Genomic DNA, 22,278 nt, shown 5'->3' on the forward strand with positions numbered 1-22,278 from the left:
GATTGCCAGTTATTTGCGACTTACGATAGACCACGAACCCGCGGCCAATCTAAATTTAAGATATTTGTGATCTTCACCAACATAGCTGACACCATCGATGGCGACGTTTGGCTTGCCATTTAACCAGACTTGCTGGCCATTAATGGCGACGTGACCGATGTTAAAATAAGCCTTAGGTATTCCTATCACGGCGGAGGACATTTTCGGTGACGTTAAATTCATAGTGATTTGTTGTTCTGTTCTTTTGATATCAAAATTTATGGGGCCTTTTACACTCGGTACGTTTTGTTGCACATGTGTCATATGGGCCATATTTGGCATAACTTGGTAAGTCCTCCATCCGACATCGGTTGGAGTGATGCCGGCAATATGTTGACTGAGTACTGTGCTTGGGGCATTCCACGCATGGTTTTCAGTACCACCCGATGGTAAGTATTCTGCCAATGTTGACAAGGCCGGGTTATTCACTTGTTTTGCATAACGCTGTTTCATGCGTGTTAGAGCGTCGTCGTAACGACCTGCTATTGCCATGGCGTTGTAGACCATCCATTCAAAATGTGGGCTAGCAAAGTGATTAGGTAGCAACACATTATCGACAATTTGTTGGTACTGTGAGGTATCGGCTAGTCCAAATAAAATAGCGAGTGCATTGGCTCTGTCATCTTTAAATTTATTTGGGTTACTGCTGTAAAAGCCTTTTTGCCAATAATGTTTTTGGTAGGCTTGTTTTAAAGCGGCAATGCGGCTGTTGTAAAAACTCATGTGGGTTGTATTACCTAATTCAACCGCCATTTTTCTCGCCGATACAAGAGCACTGTAATACAGAGCATTTTGTATAGCGTCATAATCAATGGTGTCCTGTGGGCCCCAATCGGTCCATTTCCAGTGCCCAGTTCTAAATGTGGCCAAGCCATTTTCCTTGGTGCCCCACAAAGTTAAGTATTTGTGGACATAGGGGTAGGCAAAGCTAAGAGTTTCTTTGTCTCCGGTATTAAAGTAATAGTGCCAGATCCCCTGTTCAATAAACTGGAGACTTTGGGCTGGCAATTCACGAAAGCGTCCAGGTCCTAGCCCCGCAAATATACCGGTTTCAGAGTCGCTAAAGGCCAATGTGACTTTGATGGCTTTTTTGAGTAGATCACGCCCTGGTTTATCCATTGAGTAAAATAAATAACTGGCTTGGTCTGCAACATCGCCAATCCATAATCCACGTTCTCGGTCTGGGGTATCCATGAAGTTATCACGCGCACAAATGTACAATGTATTTTCTGCCATTTGCCAAATTCGGGTATACCAATCGTCGCTCGACTCAAAATGTCCAGGGGCTGAGCCAACGCCTGTCCAACGGTATTTTAGCCCATGAACTACAACACCTTTTGGAAACGTGTACTCAATTAATCTACCATTCATCCACGAAAATGATTCAAACTGTTGGCGACCGGCTTTGGTAGTGTAAAACGTTTCGATGGTGTTGAGTCGCATATTGGAATCTATGTTTACCTGTAAGCCTGCTTGCGCATCGATATCAAAATAAGGAGTGAAATTTTTATTAAAATCTAGTTTGCATTTGATTTTTTTACCGTCACTTACAAATGGAAATACTGAATCAGGTAAGTTGGTGCAATTTGCTAAACCGTAATTATTTAAAATCGGAATTTCACTTGGATAAAGGTTATAAAATGGTGCACGAGGCGGGCGATGCATTGATTTAGCCGGCAACCATTGTGAATCGTCAAATTCGGGCAAATACCATGCATTGTCTGTCCAATCGGCCATGTCTTGGCGGGCATCATAATTAATGCTCCATGCTGCCACTCGATAAGGCGGTGCTTTTTTGATTTGTTGATAAGATTGATGTTGCTTAGCCTTCCATGAGGCGTCTGATATTATTGCAGTGTCGCCGACATTTGTTTGAAAAATAAAGCCTGCTTTACTAGCAGAAATGTGGGTACCTTTTTTGCCATTGTCACCATAGTACCAAACGAGTGCAGCAATCGTATTCGAACCTTGTTTGAGGTAAGGTTTGATATCAACTTGGTCGTAATATTTGTTTGATGCAATTGCAAAATCATCAACACGAGGTGAGTTAACTACTGGACTTGGACCTCCTGTATAACCACCTTCAAACACGACCATTTCACCGTTAATCCAAAGCCAATATTTTGTGTCAGCACTGATATAGGCTATGACCTCTTGATTTGAACTCCCACTATTATTTTTGTTCGATGATAAGTTTTCTATTGTTACTTCTTTTCTCAGTGCAACCCAAGTGTTTGGTATGCCAGCCCTTTGTTTTGTCCATATCCATTCTGCTTGCCAATTTAATGATTGCTCAACTTTGTCAGAAACTGATGACACTGACACAGATGGCGCAGCGGTGACACTTATGGTTAAAAAGGTGGTTACGAAATAAAAAAAGAATATTGCCTTCATCATTTTTCCCTGTTGAGTGTTTTATTTTTATATTTTTATATTCTATGTGGAATATCACTGATACCCAGTAAAGAGGTGCGATATTGTCGTCGCACCTTTGCATTTATTTTACTGCCGTTGCACTAACATTTTTTTGATGTCAGGAGGTGTTGCGAAGTTGTTTCCACCTACATTAGCGCCTGTAATCCACCAATAAACCATTCCAGCATCTGAACAATCGAACTTATTCGCTTGGAAGGGCACAATGCCGTCTTGTTCCGCATAAGCGAGCATTTCCCAGATAAACCGAAAGCCTAGGTGTTGGTGTTCTTTTGCCCAATCCCAATGATGAATTGGCGTTTGCAAGGTGACATTTTGATCACCGATTTGATGTTCTGTTACGCCAAAATCTAGTATTTGCTGCCATTCAAAATAGTCGCCACTATTGTCATTGGCAGGGTGGTGTGAAACTACGTGAAGGTATTGGTGTTTACTCTTGTTAGACTGCTGCAAAGCGTAACCAATTAAGTCTGGTTCACCGGCTTCAATTATCCACAGCGGGTCCTGCTCTGTAGAAGCGTTTATTGCATCAACTAAATCTTGTGTTGCTCCCTGTTGGTCAACTCGGCAGTTGTAGTAGTTACGAAGGTTTTCGAATGGACCGAACAGTTTAACTGACTCACCTGCGAGCTGGTGTAGAACTTTCTGGCGGCGCGCTTCGTTGGATTTGTCTATTTGATGTTTTGCTTTGTTACGAAACGGGTCAAGGTCGCATGAGTGTGATACGTGTACCAGTCTTTCTGCTAGTCCAGACTGTTTTAATAAACCAAAGATGACAGGTGTTGCACCAATATCGTCAGGATCAGGGGAGTTACCATCGGCTATTATTGCGATTCGACCACTCGGAGGGTTAACTTTATCAAGTGTTACGTTAGTCACATATCGTTGCCAAAAAGAATGAACGGAAACCGTAGTCTGGCCTTGGTTTAAGATCCACCAAATTTCAACATGGTCAGAAAAGTCGACACCGCCATTTGGAATTGAAGAGTATGTTGCGTTAAATCGACTTTCTTTAACGATTTTATCAGCTAATTGCCAAAGCGTTTTTGCATGTTTTTTTACGTTGTCTTCTGATGTGGCCGTTGCAATCCATTTACTGTCTTGTTCGACGTAGATTGGCGTAAATGGACCTCTGCGATTTTTACGGACAAATACTTTTTTAGGTTTGTTGCCGTCAGAAATAGCTTTGTAATTGGTTTTGGATTTTACAAAATCGAGATCTTTTGGGCTGGTTTGTTTCTCATTCCAATCGCTGTGTTGTACGATTATGACGTTGTTTTTAATGACGGATTCATGAACACCTGAACTTATGAGAGCTTCAACCCAGTCGCGAGTAAAATTGGATTGACCTGCTTCTTGAACCCATACTCTTCCGCCTTGAGATAACACTGCACGAACTCTATTGTGTACAAAGTTGACCGACATCTGCCAGTTTTTATGAGCATCTGTCCACATAAGGTTTTCTCGACCAAACGCCATTTTCATCAACGAGTTGGCGTTTATGTATTCCCCTCCTTGATTGCCAACGGTACCAGCAACCGCAATTAGGTTCACACCGTCCATATCTGAGTGTTTCATCATTGATCCTAATGCTGCTACTGCGTGCACATCGTCGATATCCGGCTGAAAATCAAATTGTGAAATGAGTAAATCTTTGGAACGGTCAAAGTGTGGGCGTTGACTATTTTTAGGAAATGGAAGCAATGGTTTTTGATCAAATGCTAATTGCTGCCAGCGACCACGCGCCCAAGCGGTACCGCCATGCTCTGGTATCTGACCGTTGGTATCTGCATTTGATTCGATGCCGATGGTATCGCCAGCGTTTAATTGGATGTCGCGCCACGTGTGACGATGCGGTTTAAGGTCTCGCTTGGAATTGGGTCCAATATACGGATTGCGATAAGTCGCTACAACTTGATTATTGACAATCAGGCGATAGAGTGACTCACCGTCTTCTTCCGTTAATGTGGTAATAGTAACGTTATATGTACCAGTAGATTCGGTAAATTCACGTGTCGCTCTTGCAAAAAGACTTCTATATTCAATGATACGAGCATCAATACCGAGCGCGTTATTTCGTTTGTCATAATAGTAAGGCACATCGCCTAAGTTAACTTCACTAAACTTTTGATTTACGTCATAAATGATTGAACTTGAGGAAGTATTTGACGTTTCGTATGAAGCTTGCACAGTCGTCTGTTCGTTAGCACAGCCAAGCGGTATTGTTACAATAAACGTACACAATAGTAATCTTTTTATAATCAAGGTATTTTTAACTATGTTAGGAGCTAGCACGTTGATAATCCCTCTTTATTCGAGATGAAAAACTTGAGGGATTTCATTCACAACAGGCGAATTGTCCTCATGCGTTTCCATTATGTCAGCCATAAATGCCCACCACTTCTTAACAATGGGTTGCAGTGGCAATTGGTCCATAGTGTTGTCTTCAGTTCGTTTTAATACAGCAAATAATTTGTTAGATGTATCTTCAAAATATATTGAATAGTCAGACACTCCGGCAGCTTTTAAAGCAATAACCAACTCTGGCCAAATTTCGTCATGACGTTTTTGATACTCTTTTTCATGTCCAGGCAATAAGGTCATTACAAAGGCAATTTTTTCCATATGATTATCTCTTTTATTAAGTGTTTAATTGCACAGGTCGAGATTAAAGACCTGCGCAATAAAGTTATGTTATTTGATCATTCGGGCGTCAAGATAGTTTGACCATTGCTTGTTAGATGTAATTTCTCCCGCTTTTTGCCAAGCAAATCCTGCTTGATAAGAAAGCTTGCCCTGAGAGTCGGTATGGGTAAAAGCCCAAATATGACTTTCATCTTTTATGTTACTTGGCATATGTTTGATGTTGGTTACAGTACTCGGTTCTAATAAGGCACCGGTTCCAATACCTTGACCATCTATTAGTTCCCAAGCAGAAATGCGCCCGGTAGATTGATTAAAATATACTTTGGCTTTTTCATCGTGAGTGGCAATACCAACCGCAATTGGTAATTTGGCGGGCTTACCGTCTAAAGTAAATTCTGAATTAACTTTATATAATTGGTCACCTAGAGCCAACGAAATGGTTTTTGACTCTTTCACAATACCAATTGGTGTATACCATTCATAAACTAAGTTAAAGATTACTTCGTCACCACCACTTTTTAGTACTTTGTAACTTTTGTAGTTGTGTGCGGCATACGGTTTACCATCGATCCAGACTGCCGTACCGCCTACACCACGACTAATACCTGTGTGATATGGATCGTAACCCTCACCGTGGTCTACATGATATGAAATACCTTCTACGTGCGATTTATACCATTTGTCGATGATTGAATAGTCAACACGTTTAAGCCATGCATCAACTCCGCTTGAATGGCCTTTAAGTGGTGCTGCTGGGCCATACACTCGAAAAGCAACCTTATCGTTTTCCCAGGCAAAGTCGTCGCGACGCTCGGGAACAAAACGAGCGTAGGCCATGACTTTGTTATTGTTAGTAGCGCTATCTTTATTTGATCCAAAAATGTTTTCGGTATTCGAACAAGCCGTTAATATAAAGCTGGCCGCCAACGTTAAGGCTATTGATTTCAAGGAGGACTTTATAAGTGTATTCATGATTTTATCCTGTTTTAATGAGCTATCTTGCTTCTGCCGTAAGAATCGAATTGCTAACTAATATCGTTAATTTAACCCAAACTATTTCTGCAAAAACTTATGCACTTTTCAATTCCATGGGTATTGGTTTTGATTGATATTGTAGCTGGCGTTAAAAAACGCACGAAGGTAAGTCGTGTAACGAGTACAAATAAAGTTTGAATTTGTGATATTGATTGCTTCGACGTCACAAGACGATTTTTTGGCTTTCGACTCATCAAAAACATTGTCGGTATTAACATTACTGGAATCAAAGTAACGAACGCTATAGACCGAAAATGCTGCAACCAAATACATGTTTTAAACATACATTCCTCTTTTAATATTGATTGTAGATTATTATTTTTTGATTGATTTTGCATTAATGTGATTGTTTGTGCAATATTATTCTAGTGAACTTTAGAAAATTGCATAGAAAGAGAATCAATAAGAGAATAAAAATGAATAGACGAAATTTCATTCTAGGCTGTGGAGCGGCAGTTTCCGCTACGATGGTATATCAAAGTAATTGGCTAAAAGAATTAAAGAAACAATACAGTAATGTTTTAATGTTAATCGTAGATGATTTGAATGATTGGATTGGACCATTGCATGGGCACCCAAATACAAAAACACCAAATATAGATCGATTGGCAAGTCAAAGTACGGTTTTTACTAATGCACATGCACCAGCTCCCTTATGTGGACCATCTCGGGCAAGTATTATGACCGGTTTATCCCCGTCTACAACGGGGATCTATGGTCATATCGACGATGATGAAATCAAATCTGCTAATGATAAAGCGGCACAATCAGTTTTTATGAGCGATTATTTTCGTCAACATGGATACCATACCGGGGCTGTTGGCAAAGTGTTTCATAAAGCTATTGCTACCGATAGTTTTGATGAATTTGGTGGAAGATCAAAAGGGTTTGGACCCTATCCAGATCAACGTATGAAATGGCACGATTCGAGGACCAATACAGACTGGGGACCGTTTCCAGAGCGTGATGAACAGATGCCAGATTATGATTCCGCAATGTGGCTAAAACAGCAACTTAATAAGAGTTATGACAAACCATTTTTTATGGTCGGTGGATTTTTACGACCCCATGTGCCTTGGCATGTTCCGAAAAAATGGTTTGATTTACACCCAGTGGATACCCTCACATTACCGCCGTATCTAGAAAACGACCTAGATGATGTTCCAGATATTGCAAAAGCTGTTTCAGAATTGCCACAAATGCCAACGACAGAATGGGCAATTGAAAATGGTGAATGGCGAAATATGGTACAAGGCTATTTGGCAAGTGTTTCCTTTGTGGATAGCTGTATAGGTAAGGTTTTAGATGCGCTAGATGAGAGTCCCTACCGGGATGATACAGTAGTGGTGTTGTGGGGGGATCATGGATATCAGCTTGGCGAAAAGAGTAAGTTTGCCAAAATGGCACTGTGGGAACGAGCCACTAGAACACCATTAATCATAAAGCCGCCGCGGTCTTCAAAATCTCAGGTGAGTGATCAGCCCGTCAGTTTATTAGACTTATACCCAACATTAGTCAGCATGTGTGGTTTGCCTAAGAACCCTCTTAATCAAGGACAGGATATCTCTCCTTTATTGCACAAGCCGGATTTAAAGTGGCACACACCTGCTGTAACAACTTATGGTCCAAATAATCACGCTGTTAAGAGTCAACGTTATCGGTATATTGTTTATGCTGATGGAAGCGAAGAGCTATATGACCATCAAAATGATCCAGATGAATGGCATAATGTCGCACTCGAGCCTAGTTTTGCTTCAGTAAAGTTAGCATTAAGGCAACATTTACCGCAGGTGAATGCACCATGGTCCCCGCATTCTCACTATACTGGCAATGACTACTTTAAAGACCTTAGTGATAATGCGGTAAAATAAACTCACGTATTATTATTTAGGACTTGGATTTATCCTCGTTACAATACAAACATCAGAAATTTTAGTTACCTAAGAAATCTATCAATTTAAAAAATTAAACATATATCAATCATGTGTGACTTATTTTGACCTGTTTTGGTGGTTTGTGTGGTTAAAAAATAGAGTTAACACTCTATTTAGATCTTTTTATAAAGTATCTGGCTCTGTTTTGTGCATTTAAATCAAGCATTGTTTTTTTTATAAGTTATTGAAATTAAATATTTAAATGCGGTTTTTGAGGTTTTTGGATTGCATTTGACCTAAAATGACTTGTTTTAATCACTTTTAGTGTTATTATCATGAATACGATTAGATTTAATTCATTTTAAGGTGAATTAAATTGTGTTGATAAATAACAATAAAAAAACTAAAGACAGGGGACAACACATGTCTAAAAACCGCAACTTAGAAAATAATTCAAATAAACGTGCTGCGTTAGCTAGCTCAGCGTGTTTACTGTTTGCTGTGAGCTCACCAACATTAGTTGCACAAGAAGTAAATGCTGCAATTACAAAGAAGCCGGTTGAATCCGATGTTGAAGTTATTGAAGTGCAAGGTGTACGTGGCGCTTTAGAATCAGCACTGAATACAAAACGTGAGGCATCTAGTATTGTAGATGCCATTTCAGCAACAGATATTGATGCGTTGCCGGCTCTCGATTTTGGTGAAGCATTACAAGCATTACCTGGTGTTCAACTTGATCGCTCTAATGAAGGTAGAACCTCTGAAATTAGCTTACGTGGCCTGTCGGGTGGTTTTATTAAAACTACCGCTTTTGGTCAGAGCTTTGCAACCCCGAGCCGCAGTGCTGGACCAACAGGTGGTTCTAACCCATTCTCGGCTTTTGAAGCTGGCGTATTTGATGGTGTGACTTTAGTTAAAACACCAACCGCCGATATGCAGGCTGGCGGCATGGCGGGTGTCGTTGATAAGCAACTCCAGCGAGCTCTTGCTAAGAAAGATGGTAAATATAGTGTTAGCGTTGGTGGCCGCTTAGAAGAATTGACCAATAACTGGGATAAAAGTATTAAGTTTTCTGCTTCTAAACACTTAATTGAAAATGAACTTGCAGTGGCCTTCAAATTATCAGCCTCAGAGCAAACTTTCCGCCGAGACCTAGTTCAATTTACTCAGTATACCTCTCTTGATGATTCAACAAATCTTGGGCCAGTTTCTCAAAATATAGATGCATACAAAGCAAAATATGGCCTCGATTCAGACGCTGATGTTCGTGCAATTGCAAGTGGTCGTAATGTAAGTGAGTACAGTGAAGGTGATCGTTTTTCATTTACTGGTAACATCGAGTGGCAACCTATAGATAGTCTTAAAGTTGGTACGCATTTATTGTACACAAAACGTGATTTAGACGAAGGGACAAAAGAAGATACTAATTTTTCAGCGGGGCTACACCCAACTCGTGACGATCGCCATCAATATCATGCTGGCTTGGAGCCAGATATGGATACCGCCCCCTTCCAATACGATACGGATGAATCTGGCAACCCAATTTATTTGGTTAGCTCATCAGAGTTTACAAACGGAGCATGGCAAGTCACAAACCGTAAAACAACGTTTTTTGAAGAAGCAAAAGGTGCAATGTTATATGCCGATTATATGGTTGATGATTGGGCGTTTGATGGCGTTGTAAGCTATTCTAAATCAGAAAACCAGTTTTTAAATGTGGGTTTGGATTTTCGTCACATGGAGCACCACAACGCATCACTTACCCATAGACCTGCCGTGGGCAGTGCAATACCAGTAGACTCTGTTGCTACAGGTATTAATGGTACTTTAAATACAGGCCAAGGCACTATGGGAGCTATGGAGATATCAGCAACAGGCTGGGATGACTATAACTACAATAATTTGAACTGGTCTCAACCGAATCATTCATCAGCTAGCGTTACTTCGATGGACCCTTCAAACAATGGCCGTCGAGTCGGGCATTATGTTGACGGTCGAGTTGACAATCCAACGCGTGAAATGAAATCTGCAGAATTTAATGCGGAGCGTTATGTCGAGTTTGGTTTTGGTAACAAGCTTAATTTCAATACAGTTCAATTTGGTGTTCGTTCCAGTGTCGAAATTTTGGAAAATCGCGACCAAAAAATTGGTGCCCCAGGTATTAATGAACAAAATATCGATAATAATTTCTTTAGTAACGATATTATAACTGAAGGTCAGACAGCATTTTTTAATGGTAATATCCCAGGCACGTTTGGAGTTAACTCCGGCTGGTTAACGTTAGATACTCCTTATGTTAACAGCCGTTTACAAGATGGGATGGACGATCTAACACAGGTGACAGAAGACAATGATTATGCGTTAACATTTGCGGACCCAAGCGGCTACTACGACCGTTTAAATAATGGCACCAAACTTCCTCAGCTTTATGCTAATAATTTTACAATAGATCAAACTATCAATGCTGCATATTTTATGACCAAGTTTGATGGTGAATTAGGCTTGGTATCTTATACTGGTAACTTTGGTGTTCGTTATGAAGAAACTATTAATGACTCTGTAGGTAAAAAGAGAGATGAAGTTGCAAAAACAGTTGAAGACTTTAAATTTGAAAGTAGCTATAGCAACACCTTACCTTCTTTAAATGTCGCATTTGAAATCGGTGATGACTTTGTTATTCGTAGTTCATATTTCAAAGCTTTAGTTCGTCCTAATCTTCGTGCTCAAAACCCTTCACTCAGTATTAACGAAAACAATTCCTCAATTGGTATAACATTACCTAAATCTGGCCTCAAACCGTATACCGCTGACAACTATGACTTATCAATTGAATGGTATAACCGTGAAGGCAGTGCTATATCGCTCGGAGTATTTCAAAAAGAAATTACAGGATTATTTTTACAAGAAAAATCATGTCCAAACCCAGGTGAATATTCGTTCATTGATGCACAATTTGGGGCGTTTGAAGGTGAAAACTCAGAGTTGCCTGGTAATTGTACTCAGGTAAATGCGTTTACAAATCCTGATACTGGTGAGGTAACAAATCGAAGTGTTACAGTTACTCGTCAATATAACTCTAATGACGAAATTCACCTTAAAGGTGTTGAGTTTGCAGTGCAGCAAAAGCTGGACTTTTTACCATACCCTTGGAATGGTTTAGGTGGGGTATTTAACTACACATATATTGATCAAGAAACTTATGAGCAGGGCGCTGAAGGTAGTGGCATTGTTGAAAACACAGACTCTAAGCTCTATAACGTTTCACCTCGTTCGTACAATATTATTGGTTATTGGGAAAATGATGGTGTGAGCGTTCGTTTAGCATATAACTGGCGTGATTCGTTTGAAATTAAGTACCCAGGCGGTTCGTACTACGGGACCGAAGACCGTACAACAAAAGCAAGCGGACGTTTAGATTTAGCTGCAAGTTATAACATTGCGAAGGGATTAAAATTAAACCTAAAAGCTTATAACTTATCCGACGAGCAAACATACGAATATTTTGGTAACGATGAACGAGCAGTAGCACGCCTTGACTACACTGGCCGTATTGTAGCACTTAGCATGAATTACTCATTCTAATCAACTTTGTGTGTGGTTAAGCCAGTTTCAAATTGGAATTGAACTGGCTTAACATTCTTTAAAATGCGGCCAGTTTTATACTGGCCGCAATTCATTTTAGCCAGATAAATCCTATTACAAATTTTTGGATAAGAGACAATATGAAAAACGTCAATACATTTTGTTGCCTATTTTTATCTACTTTTTTTAAATTCTCCCTGCTTGTTATTTCGTTGATATCTTTTAGTGGCTGTAAAAGTTTGATAGAAAAACAAGCTCAACTTCCTACTAATACTGAAACTCAAGTTACGAGTCTAGCTTTAGATAATGTATGGTCAGGGCATCGCATTAAACCTTATTTATTAACAAGAGGTAAAAATCAATTTGTTGGTTATTTTGATGCGAATCGCCAAATGACAATTGCGCAAAGAGAGATTGGTAAACCTTGGCGATATACAAAAGTAGACAGTTGGTTAGGCTGGGACAGCCATAATTACGTGACTATGGAATTAGATGCGGATGGTTTTCTTCATGTGATGGGTAATATGCATGGTGATAATCTTGAATATTTCAGAATGACTAGACCAATGAATGTCCGTTCAATCAAACGTGTAAATGTGATGGTTGACCGAGCCATTGAAAATAAAATGACTTATCCAGTTTTTATGTTAAACAAGCAAGGGGAGTTACTGGTTAAGTATCGTAGCGGCGGAAGTGGCAACGGTAATGAAATATATAATATTTATGATCGCAAAGATAAAACATGGTCACGACTTCATGCCAATAAATTTTTGGATGGTCAAGGGCTGATGAGCGGTTATTTTGAAGGGCCAACTAAAGGCCCAGATGGTAACTTTCATCTAATTTGGGTTTGGCGTAACACACCAAATGCAGCAACAAATCACAGTTTGTCTTATGCAAGGAGCGCAGATTTAGTGCATTGGACAGATTCTAATGGTAAACCTATTGCACTTCCATTAACCCTAGACCGTACCGAAGTTGTCGATCCTGTAGCGCCGTTTGGTGGCATGATCAATGGCAATGTAAAGTTAGGGTTTGATCATAAAAGTCGCCCTATTATTAGCTACCACAAATATGATGAAGCAGGGAACACACAGATGTTTCTAGCCCGAAAATCTAAATCGCAATGGCAATTCAAGAAAATCAGTGATTGGCAAGATTTTCGTTGGGACTTTAGTGGTCATGGTTCTTTAGGGCGTTTTCCGGTAAGGCCGCAGGCTCCGGAGTTAATTGACGACAATCAAATTGGTGTAATAGTCAGAAAAAATGACGATATTCTGCGCTTTATCGTTGACGCTGAAACTTTGAAAACGATTCGTATTGAAACAGCGGAATTGTACCCGTCTGAATTAGAGCCAATTACGGTGAAATCAAACCATAAATTGCTTTCTTATAGTGTGATGGATATGGAACATCGTGTGTTTAAGGGACTCGGAGATAAAGGCAAAAACGGTAGTGAATTTTACCTTTCGTGGCATAGCCAACCTGGAAATCGAGATAGGGCGCACACTAATATCTCTGAACCTAGTGTTTTGCTATTACATGAAGTCAAAAAATAAATATTCATACAGAACAATATAATCACAGCGAGTAAATATAAATGAAACGCTTAGTTCCTGTCTTAAAGCAAGACGGTGTAAATACAGATTTAATTATGCTAATCAGAACAATTTTAGCGGCATCCAAGGAAATTGCATTTCGGGTGAGTCAAGGTGCGTTGGCTGGAGTATTAGGTTCAACCTTAGATGAAAATATTCAAGGTGAGGTTCAAAAAAAATTAGACGTATTATCCAATCAATTGTTAAAAGATATGTTGCTTGATGATGATTCCGTTAGTGCAATTGCATCAGAAGAGGAAGATTCTGTGGTTGGAGTGAACCCTCATGGGCAGTTTATAGTTGCGTTCGACCCACTCGATGGTTCTTCTAACATAGATATTAATGGTCAAATTGGTACGATATTTACAATTTATAATGCGCGAGAAGATGTAGAATTTGACAGTGAACTCCAATTCGCTCAAAAGGGCAGGGATCAGGTCTGTGCTGGATATGTTCTATATGGTCCTTCTACGTTATTAGTATTGTCTACTGGCGGGCCGACTCGTTGCTTTACGTTAGACTTAACGCATGGTGGGTATTTACTGACAGAAGAAGCGCTTAGTATTCCAAAAGATAATAAAGAGTTTGCTGTGAATATGGCGAACTATCGTTATTGGGACGCCAAAACACAGAAGTTTTTTGATCAAATTTTGTATTCTAATAAAGATTATGCCAAAGCGAGTATGCGTTGGAATGCTGCAATGGTTGGAGACGTGCACAGAGTATTAACAAGGGGAGGGGTGTTTTTATACCCAGCGGATAGTCGACCTGGAATCGAAAACGGAAAAATCCGTCTACTATATGAAGCAAATCCTTTAGCGATGTTAGTGGAAAATGCCGGAGGCGTGGCCTATTCGGGTAGCAATAGTATTTTAGATATAGAACCAACGTCTTTACATCAAAGAGTTCCAGTTGCAATGGGCTCAGTCATTAATGTTAAACAATATGAAACAAATACCTCACTCATGAACATAAAAAGCAGCTTAAATTAAGCTGCTTTTTTAGTCTCGCTGGTTTATTAAAACGTGTTTTCTAGTTTTCATTAATTCAACTGTGTATCGTTTAATTTTAGAGTGAAAGATTGGTGGGCAAGCTATGTAGACACGGTACGGCAGAATAAATTGGCGTATGTTTTGAGTGTCCTGAGAGTGTCTTTTAAGGTCGTTTTGTAGTGGTTTTATAGTAGGTTTTGGCGTTTTTTTATATTTGAGGCTAGTACACAACCCCTTGTTTTATAAGAGGTTGTGGGCTAGTAAGTGGTGGCTGGGGTCATCTGAATTGAGTGTTTATCATGTTGTTTTTATAGTGAATTATTGGTATTTATCTTGTTGTGTGGGACTAGGTGTAGTACTAAAATTATAAATCACACTGTTATTTTATCGTTTTCGTATTTTTGATTAAGCGTTTGTCTTTCGAAATCATTAGTTCTAAATATAAGAGCGCGCAATATTAAACCTATTCTGCGCACTTTCTCAGTTTTTTTGCGCATAACTTGTTTGTGAAAATTCATAGCTATCAATCGATTGTGGTTGTTTTACTTTGTTTTCTCAATTTATTTAATTCAATTTTCCAATGTCGTCATTTGTTTTTTTGCTAGCCTCATAGATGATGATTGTATTTTAGAAATATTTATACAAATAGCTTTGTCAGCCTGAAACATTTCAGAATAAATCTTGGCCTTTTGTTTTACATCAGTTACACATTCAACTTCTGAGTTGAGGACCATAATTGTTTGAATGGCTTTATGAATTCGATACCTGGCTAAAATTATTTTAAATTCATCACATTTGGATATATTTGTATAATCTTCTTGAATATCTATTGGTGTTGAATAACCACCGTGCTTTAAGGCATTTTGTGAACCTAGTGGTGGGCCTCTTCGCTTATGTCTACGCTGAGTGCTTAATGGTTGGTAATCGATAAATAGCGAGCCAATGTCCTTAATTTTTACGTGCCTGCGGACAGTATTGTATTTTAGTTGCTTCTCACAACACCAAGTTTTGACACTAACACCTGTTTTGTTATGTGCCTTATAAAACTCAAATTTCAATTTATCCCAAGTACTTTTATTCATTAATCATCAACGTATAAAAATTTTAAATTAATTATACGAAATTAATGAATACATTCGGATAATTTAATTATTTCCAGATAGCCAATTTTTCTGGATCTGACAAATACGAACATTATTTTGATGATTGGGTTTACTAAATTTCCGTAAGTTAAGAGTGGTCCCATCATGCTTTCAGCTCTAATAAATTGACAAATTGATGTGAAAATTGCACTTTATAGTTCATCAAGGACAATATCGTGTGAACAAGACCACATTATGGACAAAAAGAAGCTTAGCGAAACCGACATCATCACTAAATTTATTATGCCAGCAGTAAAAAGCGCCGGTTGGAATTTAATGACGCAAATTCGCCAAGAAGTAAAATTACGTGATGGTAAAGTTATTGTTCGTGGCCAACTAGGTGTCCGTAAATCAGTAAAGTCAGCCGATATAGTCCTTTATCACAAACCGAATATGCCACTCGCCGTAATTGAAGCGAAAGCTAATAAACATGAAATTGGTAAAGGTATTCAACAAGGGCTTGATTACGCGCGTTTATTAGAAGTACCGTTCATTTTTGCCTCTAACGGCGATGGTTTTATTTTTCACGATAAAACCAATCTTAATCAGCTTGAAACAGAAATATCCTTAGAAGACTTCCCAACACCTGGGCAGCTTTGGCAAAAATATTGTGCGTATCGTGGATTTAAAACTGAACAACTGCCGCTAATTACTCAAAGTTATCATGATGACGGCAGTGGCAAAGCGCCACGCTATTACCAACTGCAAGCCATTAACAAAACTATCGAAGCCGTATCCCAAGGTAAAAACCGTATGCTGCTCGTTATGGCAACCGGCACAGGCAAAACCTACACTGCTTTTCAAATTATTTGGCGCTTATGGAAGTCTCGCCAGAAAAAACGCATTTTGTTTTTAGCAGACAGAAACATACTTGTTGACCAAACACGCATAAACGACTTTCAACCTTTTGGTCAGGCCATGACCAAAATCACAGGGCGTAAAGTCGATCCCGCATACGAAATACACCTGGCACTTTACCAAGCATTGACCGGACCAGAAGAACACCAAAAAGCATTTAAACAAGTTGACCCAGATTTCTTCGATTTAATCATTATTGATGAGTGCCACCGAGGCAGTGCCGCTGATGACAGCGCCTGGCGAGAAATACTCGAATACTTTGGCTCAGCTACCCAAATTGGCTTAACCGCAACTCCTAAAGAAACCGATGAAGTATCAAACATAGACTACTTTGACGAACCTGTTTATACCTACTCATTGAAAGAAGGCATAGAAGATGGTTTCTTAGCGCCATACAAGGTGGTGCGAGTTGATCTCGATATCGACCTACAAGGCTGGCGACCTGAAAAAGGTCAGATAGATGACAACGGCGAAGAGATAGAAGATCGCATTTACAACATCAAAGATTTTGATCGTACTATCGTCATTAAAAACCGTACAGAATTAGTGGCACAAACCATTACCAGTTATTTACAACGTACCGATCCCATGGCCAAAACCATCATCTTTTGTAACGATATTGACCACGCTGAACGTATGCGCCGTGCTCTTGTTAATTTAAACCCCGAGCAAGTGGCAAAAAATGACAAATATGTCATGAAAATTACAGGGGATGATGAAATAGGTAAAGCCCAGCTTGATAACTTCATTAACCCGAAGAAAGCTTATCCAGTCATAGCTACTACCTCAGAGTTAATGACCACAGGGGTAGATGCTAAAACTTGTAAGCTAGTAGTGCTTGATCAAAACATACAATCAATGACTAAGTTTAAACAAATTATCGGTCGTGGTACACGTATAGACGATAAATACGGCAAGCTATGGTTTACCATTCTAGACTTTAAAAAAGCCACAGAGCTGTTTGCAGATGAACGCTTTGATGGTGTACCTGAAAAGGTTATGACTTCAACACCTGATGATATTATAACGGGAAATAATGAAGACGAACTTACTGATAGTTTGGGTGATGAATCAGAAGGAGACGTTATAGAACTTGATGGTGGCTTGCAAGTGGCCGATGACCCAAAATCAGGTTATGACGCCAATCAAAAGGAAGCCGAATTTGACAGCGATTGGGGCGAAGATGAAGAAGAAAAGCGCTTCATCAAATTCCAAGTATCAGGTATATCCGTTAAAAAAATGGCAGAGCGTGTGCAGTATTACGATAGTGACGGTAAGTTAGTGACCGAATCATTTAAAGATTACACCCGCAAAACCATACAAAAGCAATTTACCTCACTTGATGACTTTACCCGTAAATGGAATGAAGCAGATCGCAAACAAAGCATTATTGATGAACTCGCCAATGAAGGCGTAATTTGGCAAGCACTGGAAGATGATATCAGTAAAGACTTAGACCCATTCGATCTTATTTGTCATGTAGCTTTCGACCAACCACCATTAACCCGTAAAGAACGTGCTAATAACGTGAAAAAGCGTAATTACTTCACTAAATATTCAGAACAAGCACAAATAGTTTTAAACGCATTACTTGATAAATACGCAGACTCAGGTGTCAGTGAAATAGAAAGTATTCATGTGCTTAAAGTTCAACCGTTTGATCAAATGGGCAAGCCAATGGAGATAGCAAAGCAAGCCTTTGGCAACCGAAAAGGGTATGATCAAGCCATTACCGAATTAGAAGCTCAGCTTTATCATAATGTCGATAAATCAGCTTAATAAGCCGGTTCTCATTCAAATGATGTTTAGCCAAAAGCAGGAATGATGCGTGTCTTTTAGTGAATATATAGTATACGTAGATGAAGCTGGTGATCACAGCTTAGCGTCGATTGATACAGACTTTCCTGTGTTTGTTTTAGCTTTTTGCATTTTTGAAAAACAACAATATATCAATCAAACAACACCAGCTGTTCAAGAGTTTAAGTTTAATTACTTTGGGCACGACATGACCATATTGCATGAGCGTGAAATACGTAAATCTATTGCACCATTTAATATTTTGCAAAATCGTAATGTACGGCAACATTTTATGGCTGACTTAAGTAGATTAATGAGTGAAGCGCCATTTACCTTAGTGGCTTCGTGTATTGATAAACAAAATTTTATCCACAGACGAGGACGAAATGAAAACCCTTACCATGTTGCAATGCAGTTTGGTTTAGAGCGCGTATTTTATTTTCTACAAGAAAGGCGGCAGGTAAACCAAAAAACACATATTGTGTTTGAACGTCGTGGTAAAAAAGAAGATAACGAGCTTGAACTCGAGTTCAGAAGGTTACTTGATCAAAGCAATATTAATGGAATGTCCGAATCATTAGATATCATTTTTGCCGACAAAAAAGTTAATTCAACTGGATTGCAATTAGCTGATATGGTCGCTCGACCTATTGGCCGTCATATTATGGAATCAACACAGCCCAATAGGGCATTTGAGATAATAAAAACAAAGTTTAGAACAAGTCCGCAGGGAAATATTAGAGGCTGGGGGTTAAAATGCTATCCCTAAAAAGCGAAAATCCCCGAGGTATTCCCCGAGGATATAGCGCCGACCGAGCATTCCCAGTCCATTTATAAGTAAAGTGTAAGAACTAGCTTCACACTTGTAAAGTATTAAACACAATAAATTTTAAAATAAGAGATATTCATGTCAATTAGCTCAGCAATAAAATCAATTCAAGACATTATGCGTAAAGACGCAGGGGTAGACGGCGACGCGCAACGCCTAGGGCAAATGTCTTGGTTACTATTCTTAAAAATATTTGACGCTCAAGAAGAAGCATTAGAGTTTGAATTAGATGATTACCAAGAGCCTATACCTAGCGAATACCTTTGGCGTAATTGGGCTGCTGATGATGAAGGCATAACCGGTGACGAGTTACTTGAATTTATTAACGACAAACTATTTGTTGACCTTAAAAACCTAACCGCACCAATTAACTTAAACCCACGTGGTTTTGTGGTACGCGAAGCTTTTAGTGATGCCTTTAACTACATGAAAAACGGTACACTACTGCGCCAAGTCATTAACAAGCTAAACGAAATAGATTTTACAGACTCAAACGAGCGTCATCTTTTTGGTGATTTATACGAGCAAATATTAAAAGACTTACAAAGTGCAGGTAATTCAGGCGAGTTTTATACACCACGCGCCATTACCAAGTTTATTGTTGACCGCATCGACCCGCAATTGGGCGAAAGTATTATGGACCCAGCATGCGGTACAGGCGGATTCTTAGCCTGTTCTTTTGATCACGTTAAAGACAATTACGTTAAAACATCAGAAGATCATCAAACCTTACAGAAACAAATTCACGGTGTTGAGAAAAAACAATTACCGCACCTGTTATGTACCACCAATATGCTATTACACGGTATTGAAGTACCGGTACAAGTTAAACATGGCAACACTCTTAATAAACCACTTTCAAGTTGGGACGATGAAATAGACGTTATCGTCACCAACCCACCATTTGGTGGCACCGAAGAAGACGGTATTGAAAAGAACTTTCCAGCCGACACCCGTACCCGTGAAACTGCCGACTTGTTTTTACAGCTGATCATTGAAGTGCTTGCTTCACCAAACGGAACAGGTGATAACGCCAAAGCTGGCGGTCGTGCTGCCGTAGTATTACCTGACGGTACCTTATTTGGTGAAGGTGTTAAAACCAAAATCAAAAAGCTACTCACCGAAGAGTGTAATTTACACACTATTGTAAGATTACCGAACGGTGTGTTTAATCCGTACACGGGCATTAAAACCAATATCTTGTTTTTCACTAAAGGTCAGCCAACTGAAAAAGTATGGTTTTATGAGCATCCATACCCAGCAGGCGTTAAAAACTACAACAAAACCAAACCTATGAAGTTTGAAGAATTTCAAACCGAAATTGAGTGGTGGGGCAATGAAGAAGATGGCTTTGCATCACGCGTAGAAACCGAACAAGCGTGGCAAGTCAGCATTGACGAGATTATTGCCCGTAACTTCAACCTGGATATTAAAAACCCACACATTGAAGAAACCGTGAGTCATGATCCGCAAGAACTCTTAGCCGATTACGCCAAACAACAAGCGGATATTCAAGCACTGCGTGACCAACTTAAAGGCATTTTATCTAACGCCTTGTCACCTGAAAGTAGTGAGGTGAAGTAATGGCATCTAATAGTCATTCCCGCGCAGACGGGAATCCAGTTTCAGCATTAAACACTGATAACTTAATTACTGACAACTTAATTACAGATAACATTGATGTCTGGACTAGCGCCATTCAAAAGCGTAATTCACAAGGGCGTGGTAGTAATAGCAAGGTTGAACTGGTTGGTATTAAAAAACTACGCGAACTGATTTTAGAACTAGCCGTTCGTGGCAAGTTAGTACCACAAGAGCCAAATGATGAGCCTGCTAGTGTGTTGCTTGAGAAAATAGCGGCAGAAAAAGCACAATTGGTTGCCGATAAGAAAATCAAAAAACAAAAAGCATTGCCTGAAATAACAGATCAAGAGAAACAGTTTGAAGTGCCGGAAGGTTGGGAATGGTGTTATTTACAAGATGTATCAACATATATTCAACGTGGCAAAGGGCCTAAATATGATGAGAATGGACAAGTTAAAGTTATCTCTCAAAAATGTATTCAGTGGTCTGGTTTCAATCTTGAACCTGCAAGACGTATAAGTGATGAAAGTTTAGATAAATATCAAGAAGAACGATTTCTACAACCAAGAGACTTATTGTGGAACTCTACTGGTACAGGGACAGCTGGTCGAATCAATTTACTTGATCATGTAGAAAATAAAACACTTGTAGCTGATTCACATGTAACTGTCATCCGAACAATATATATTGATGCTGCGTTTATTAAAAACTTTATAACAGCACCAGGTGTTCAATATCGCATTGAACCAGGTAATGAAAACTCACTTGTTTCAGGCACTACGAACCAAGTGGAATTAAATACTAGCGCGGTTATGAGCCTTGAAATACCTATTCCACCACTAGCCGAACAACATCGCATCGTCGCTAAAGTTGATGAACTGATGGCATTGTGTGATCAATTAGAGCAACAAACCGAACAAAGCCTAACCGCACACCAAACCTTGGTTGAAGTGTTACTAGCAACACTTACTGACAGCACAAGCGCAGGTGATTTTCAAAGTAACTGGCAATGTATTAGCGAACACTTCGACGCACTGTTCACCACAGAACACAGCATAGAACAACTAAAACAAACTATCTTACAACTGGCAGTCATGGGCAAACTCGTGCCACAAAACCCAAGCGACGAACCCGCAAGCAAACTACTTGAAAAAATCGCCGAAGAAAAAGCCCAACTGATCAAAGATAAAAAAATCAAAAAACAAAAGCCTTTACCTGAAATCACAGACGAAGAAAAACCGTTTGAATTACCTAATGGTTGGGAGTGGTGTAATTTAGAAGATACAGCTTTAAATTCTGAAGCTGGTTGGAGCCCGAAATGTTTACCAACACCAAGAGAAACTAACCGTTGGGGCGTTCTAAAAGTTAGTGCAGTCACTTGGGGAATATATAATCCTAATGAAAATAAAGAATTACCAAGTGGCTTAGAACCTCGTCCTCAATACGAGGTTCAATCAGGTGATTTTTTAATATCTCGAGCTAATACCGCCGAGCTTGTTGCTAAGGCTGTCATAGTGCCTATTGACTCACCAAAGAAATTAATGATGAGTGATAAAATTATTCGTTTTGTTTTATCACCTAAAGTTGAAGGTGCTTTTATAACTTTGGTTAATAATAGCTTAATTTCAAGAGCTTATTATTCAGAGGTTGCAGGTGGTACAAGTAGTTCAATGAAAAACGTTTCAAGAGAGCAGATAAGGAGATTGGTTATCGCTTTACCACCTCTCGCCGAACAACACCGCATCGTCGCAAAAGTCGATGAACTGATGGCGTTATGTGACCAACTCAAAACCCGACTATGCGATGCCCAAACCACACAACATCACCTCGCCGATGCAGTGGTTGAAAACGCATTAGATTAATGGATCT

The 22,278-nt window shown here is 39.4% G+C and carries 14 protein-coding genes; 8 read left to right on the plus strand and 6 right to left on the minus strand.

The window, feature by feature from the left end; all coding sequences use genetic code 11:
- Window positions 1-9 precede the first annotated feature (9 nt).
- The 5 genes from Q4575_RS10575 to Q4575_RS10595 form a co-directional block, all read right to left on the minus strand.
- Window positions 10-2,433: an alpha-L-rhamnosidase N-terminal domain-containing protein gene (locus Q4575_RS10575; protein WP_303522901.1), complete on the minus strand. Its 2,424-nt coding sequence runs from the start codon at window positions 2,431-2,433 to the stop codon at window positions 10-12.
- Window positions 2,434-2,541: 108 nt separating this feature from the next.
- Window positions 2,542-4,716: a hypothetical protein gene (locus tag Q4575_RS10580; RefSeq protein ID WP_303522903.1), complete on the minus strand. Its 2,175-nt coding sequence runs from the start codon at window positions 4,714-4,716 to the stop codon at window positions 2,542-2,544.
- Between the two features lie 66 nt (window positions 4,717-4,782).
- Entirely contained in the window at window positions 4,783-5,097 is a 315-nt protein-coding gene (gene rhaM / locus Q4575_RS10585) for an L-rhamnose mutarotase (RefSeq protein ID WP_215963654.1), read from the minus strand.
- 69 nt (window positions 5,098-5,166) lie between these two features.
- Window positions 5,167-6,090 (minus strand): DUF4861 family protein, encoded by a 924-nt coding sequence (locus Q4575_RS10590; RefSeq protein WP_215963653.1) that lies wholly within the window; start codon window positions 6,088-6,090, stop codon window positions 5,167-5,169.
- 108 nt (window positions 6,091-6,198) lie between these two features.
- Entirely contained in the window at window positions 6,199-6,426 is a 228-nt protein-coding gene (locus Q4575_RS10595; RefSeq protein WP_215963652.1) for a hypothetical protein, read from the minus strand.
- 143 nt (window positions 6,427-6,569) lie between these two features.
- Here Q4575_RS10595 and Q4575_RS10600 point away from each other — a divergent pair, with 143 nt between their 5' ends.
- The 4 genes from Q4575_RS10600 to Q4575_RS10615 all read left to right on the plus strand — a co-directional run bounded on the left by Q4575_RS10600 (window position 6,570) and on the right by Q4575_RS10615 (window position 14,199).
- On the plus strand, window positions 6,570-8,024 hold the full coding sequence (locus tag Q4575_RS10600) for a sulfatase (protein ID WP_252736832.1): 1,455 nt from the start codon (window positions 6,570-6,572) through the stop codon (window positions 8,022-8,024).
- A gap of 426 nt (window positions 8,025-8,450) precedes the next feature.
- The gene (locus Q4575_RS10605) at window positions 8,451-11,609 is read left to right on the plus strand and encodes a TonB-dependent receptor (RefSeq protein ID WP_215963651.1); all 3,159 of its coding nucleotides are present in this window, start codon (window positions 8,451-8,453) and stop codon (window positions 11,607-11,609) included.
- A 239-nt stretch (window positions 11,610-11,848) separates the two neighbouring features.
- On the plus strand, window positions 11,849-13,168 hold the full coding sequence (locus Q4575_RS10610; RefSeq protein ID WP_252736831.1) for a BNR repeat-containing protein: 1,320 nt from the start codon (window positions 11,849-11,851) through the stop codon (window positions 13,166-13,168).
- Between the two features lie 41 nt (window positions 13,169-13,209).
- Window positions 13,210-14,199, plus strand: coding sequence for a class 1 fructose-bisphosphatase (locus Q4575_RS10615; protein ID WP_215963649.1), 990 nt, complete (start codon window positions 13,210-13,212; stop codon window positions 14,197-14,199).
- Between the two features lie 569 nt (window positions 14,200-14,768).
- On the opposite strand, the gene Q4575_RS10620 is transcribed toward Q4575_RS10615, so the two are convergent.
- Window positions 14,769-15,281 (minus strand): hypothetical protein, encoded by a 513-nt coding sequence (locus tag Q4575_RS10620; RefSeq protein WP_303522910.1) that lies wholly within the window; start codon window positions 15,279-15,281, stop codon window positions 14,769-14,771.
- Between the two features lie 255 nt (window positions 15,282-15,536).
- On the opposite strand from Q4575_RS10620, the gene hsdR reads away from it, so the two are divergent.
- The 4 genes from hsdR to Q4575_RS10640 all read left to right on the plus strand — a co-directional run bounded on the left by hsdR (window position 15,537) and on the right by Q4575_RS10640 (window position 22,271).
- Window positions 15,537-17,978 carry an EcoAI/FtnUII family type I restriction enzme subunit R gene (gene hsdR / locus Q4575_RS10625; protein ID WP_303522911.1) on the plus strand — a complete coding sequence of 814 codons (2,442 nt, stop codon included), beginning with the start codon at window positions 15,537-15,539 and terminating at the stop codon, window positions 17,976-17,978.
- Between the two features lie 49 nt (window positions 17,979-18,027).
- On the plus strand, window positions 18,028-18,765 hold the full coding sequence (locus tag Q4575_RS10630) for a DUF3800 domain-containing protein (RefSeq protein ID WP_303522912.1): 738 nt from the start codon (window positions 18,028-18,030) through the stop codon (window positions 18,763-18,765).
- A gap of 138 nt (window positions 18,766-18,903) precedes the next feature.
- Window positions 18,904-20,409: a type I restriction-modification system subunit M gene (locus Q4575_RS10635; protein ID WP_303522914.1), complete on the plus strand. Its 1,506-nt coding sequence runs from the start codon at window positions 18,904-18,906 to the stop codon at window positions 20,407-20,409.
- The gene (locus Q4575_RS10640; protein ID WP_303522916.1) at window positions 20,409-22,271 is read left to right on the plus strand and encodes a restriction endonuclease subunit S; all 1,863 of its coding nucleotides are present in this window, start codon (window positions 20,409-20,411) and stop codon (window positions 22,269-22,271) included. Before Q4575_RS10635 ends, Q4575_RS10640 begins: the two co-directional genes overlap by 1 nt.
- Window positions 22,272-22,278 lie beyond the last annotated feature (7 nt).

The organism is Psychrosphaera sp. 1_MG-2023 (assembly GCF_030548245.1).
GTDB classification, from domain to species: domain Bacteria; phylum Pseudomonadota; class Gammaproteobacteria; order Enterobacterales; family Alteromonadaceae; genus Psychrosphaera; species Psychrosphaera algicola.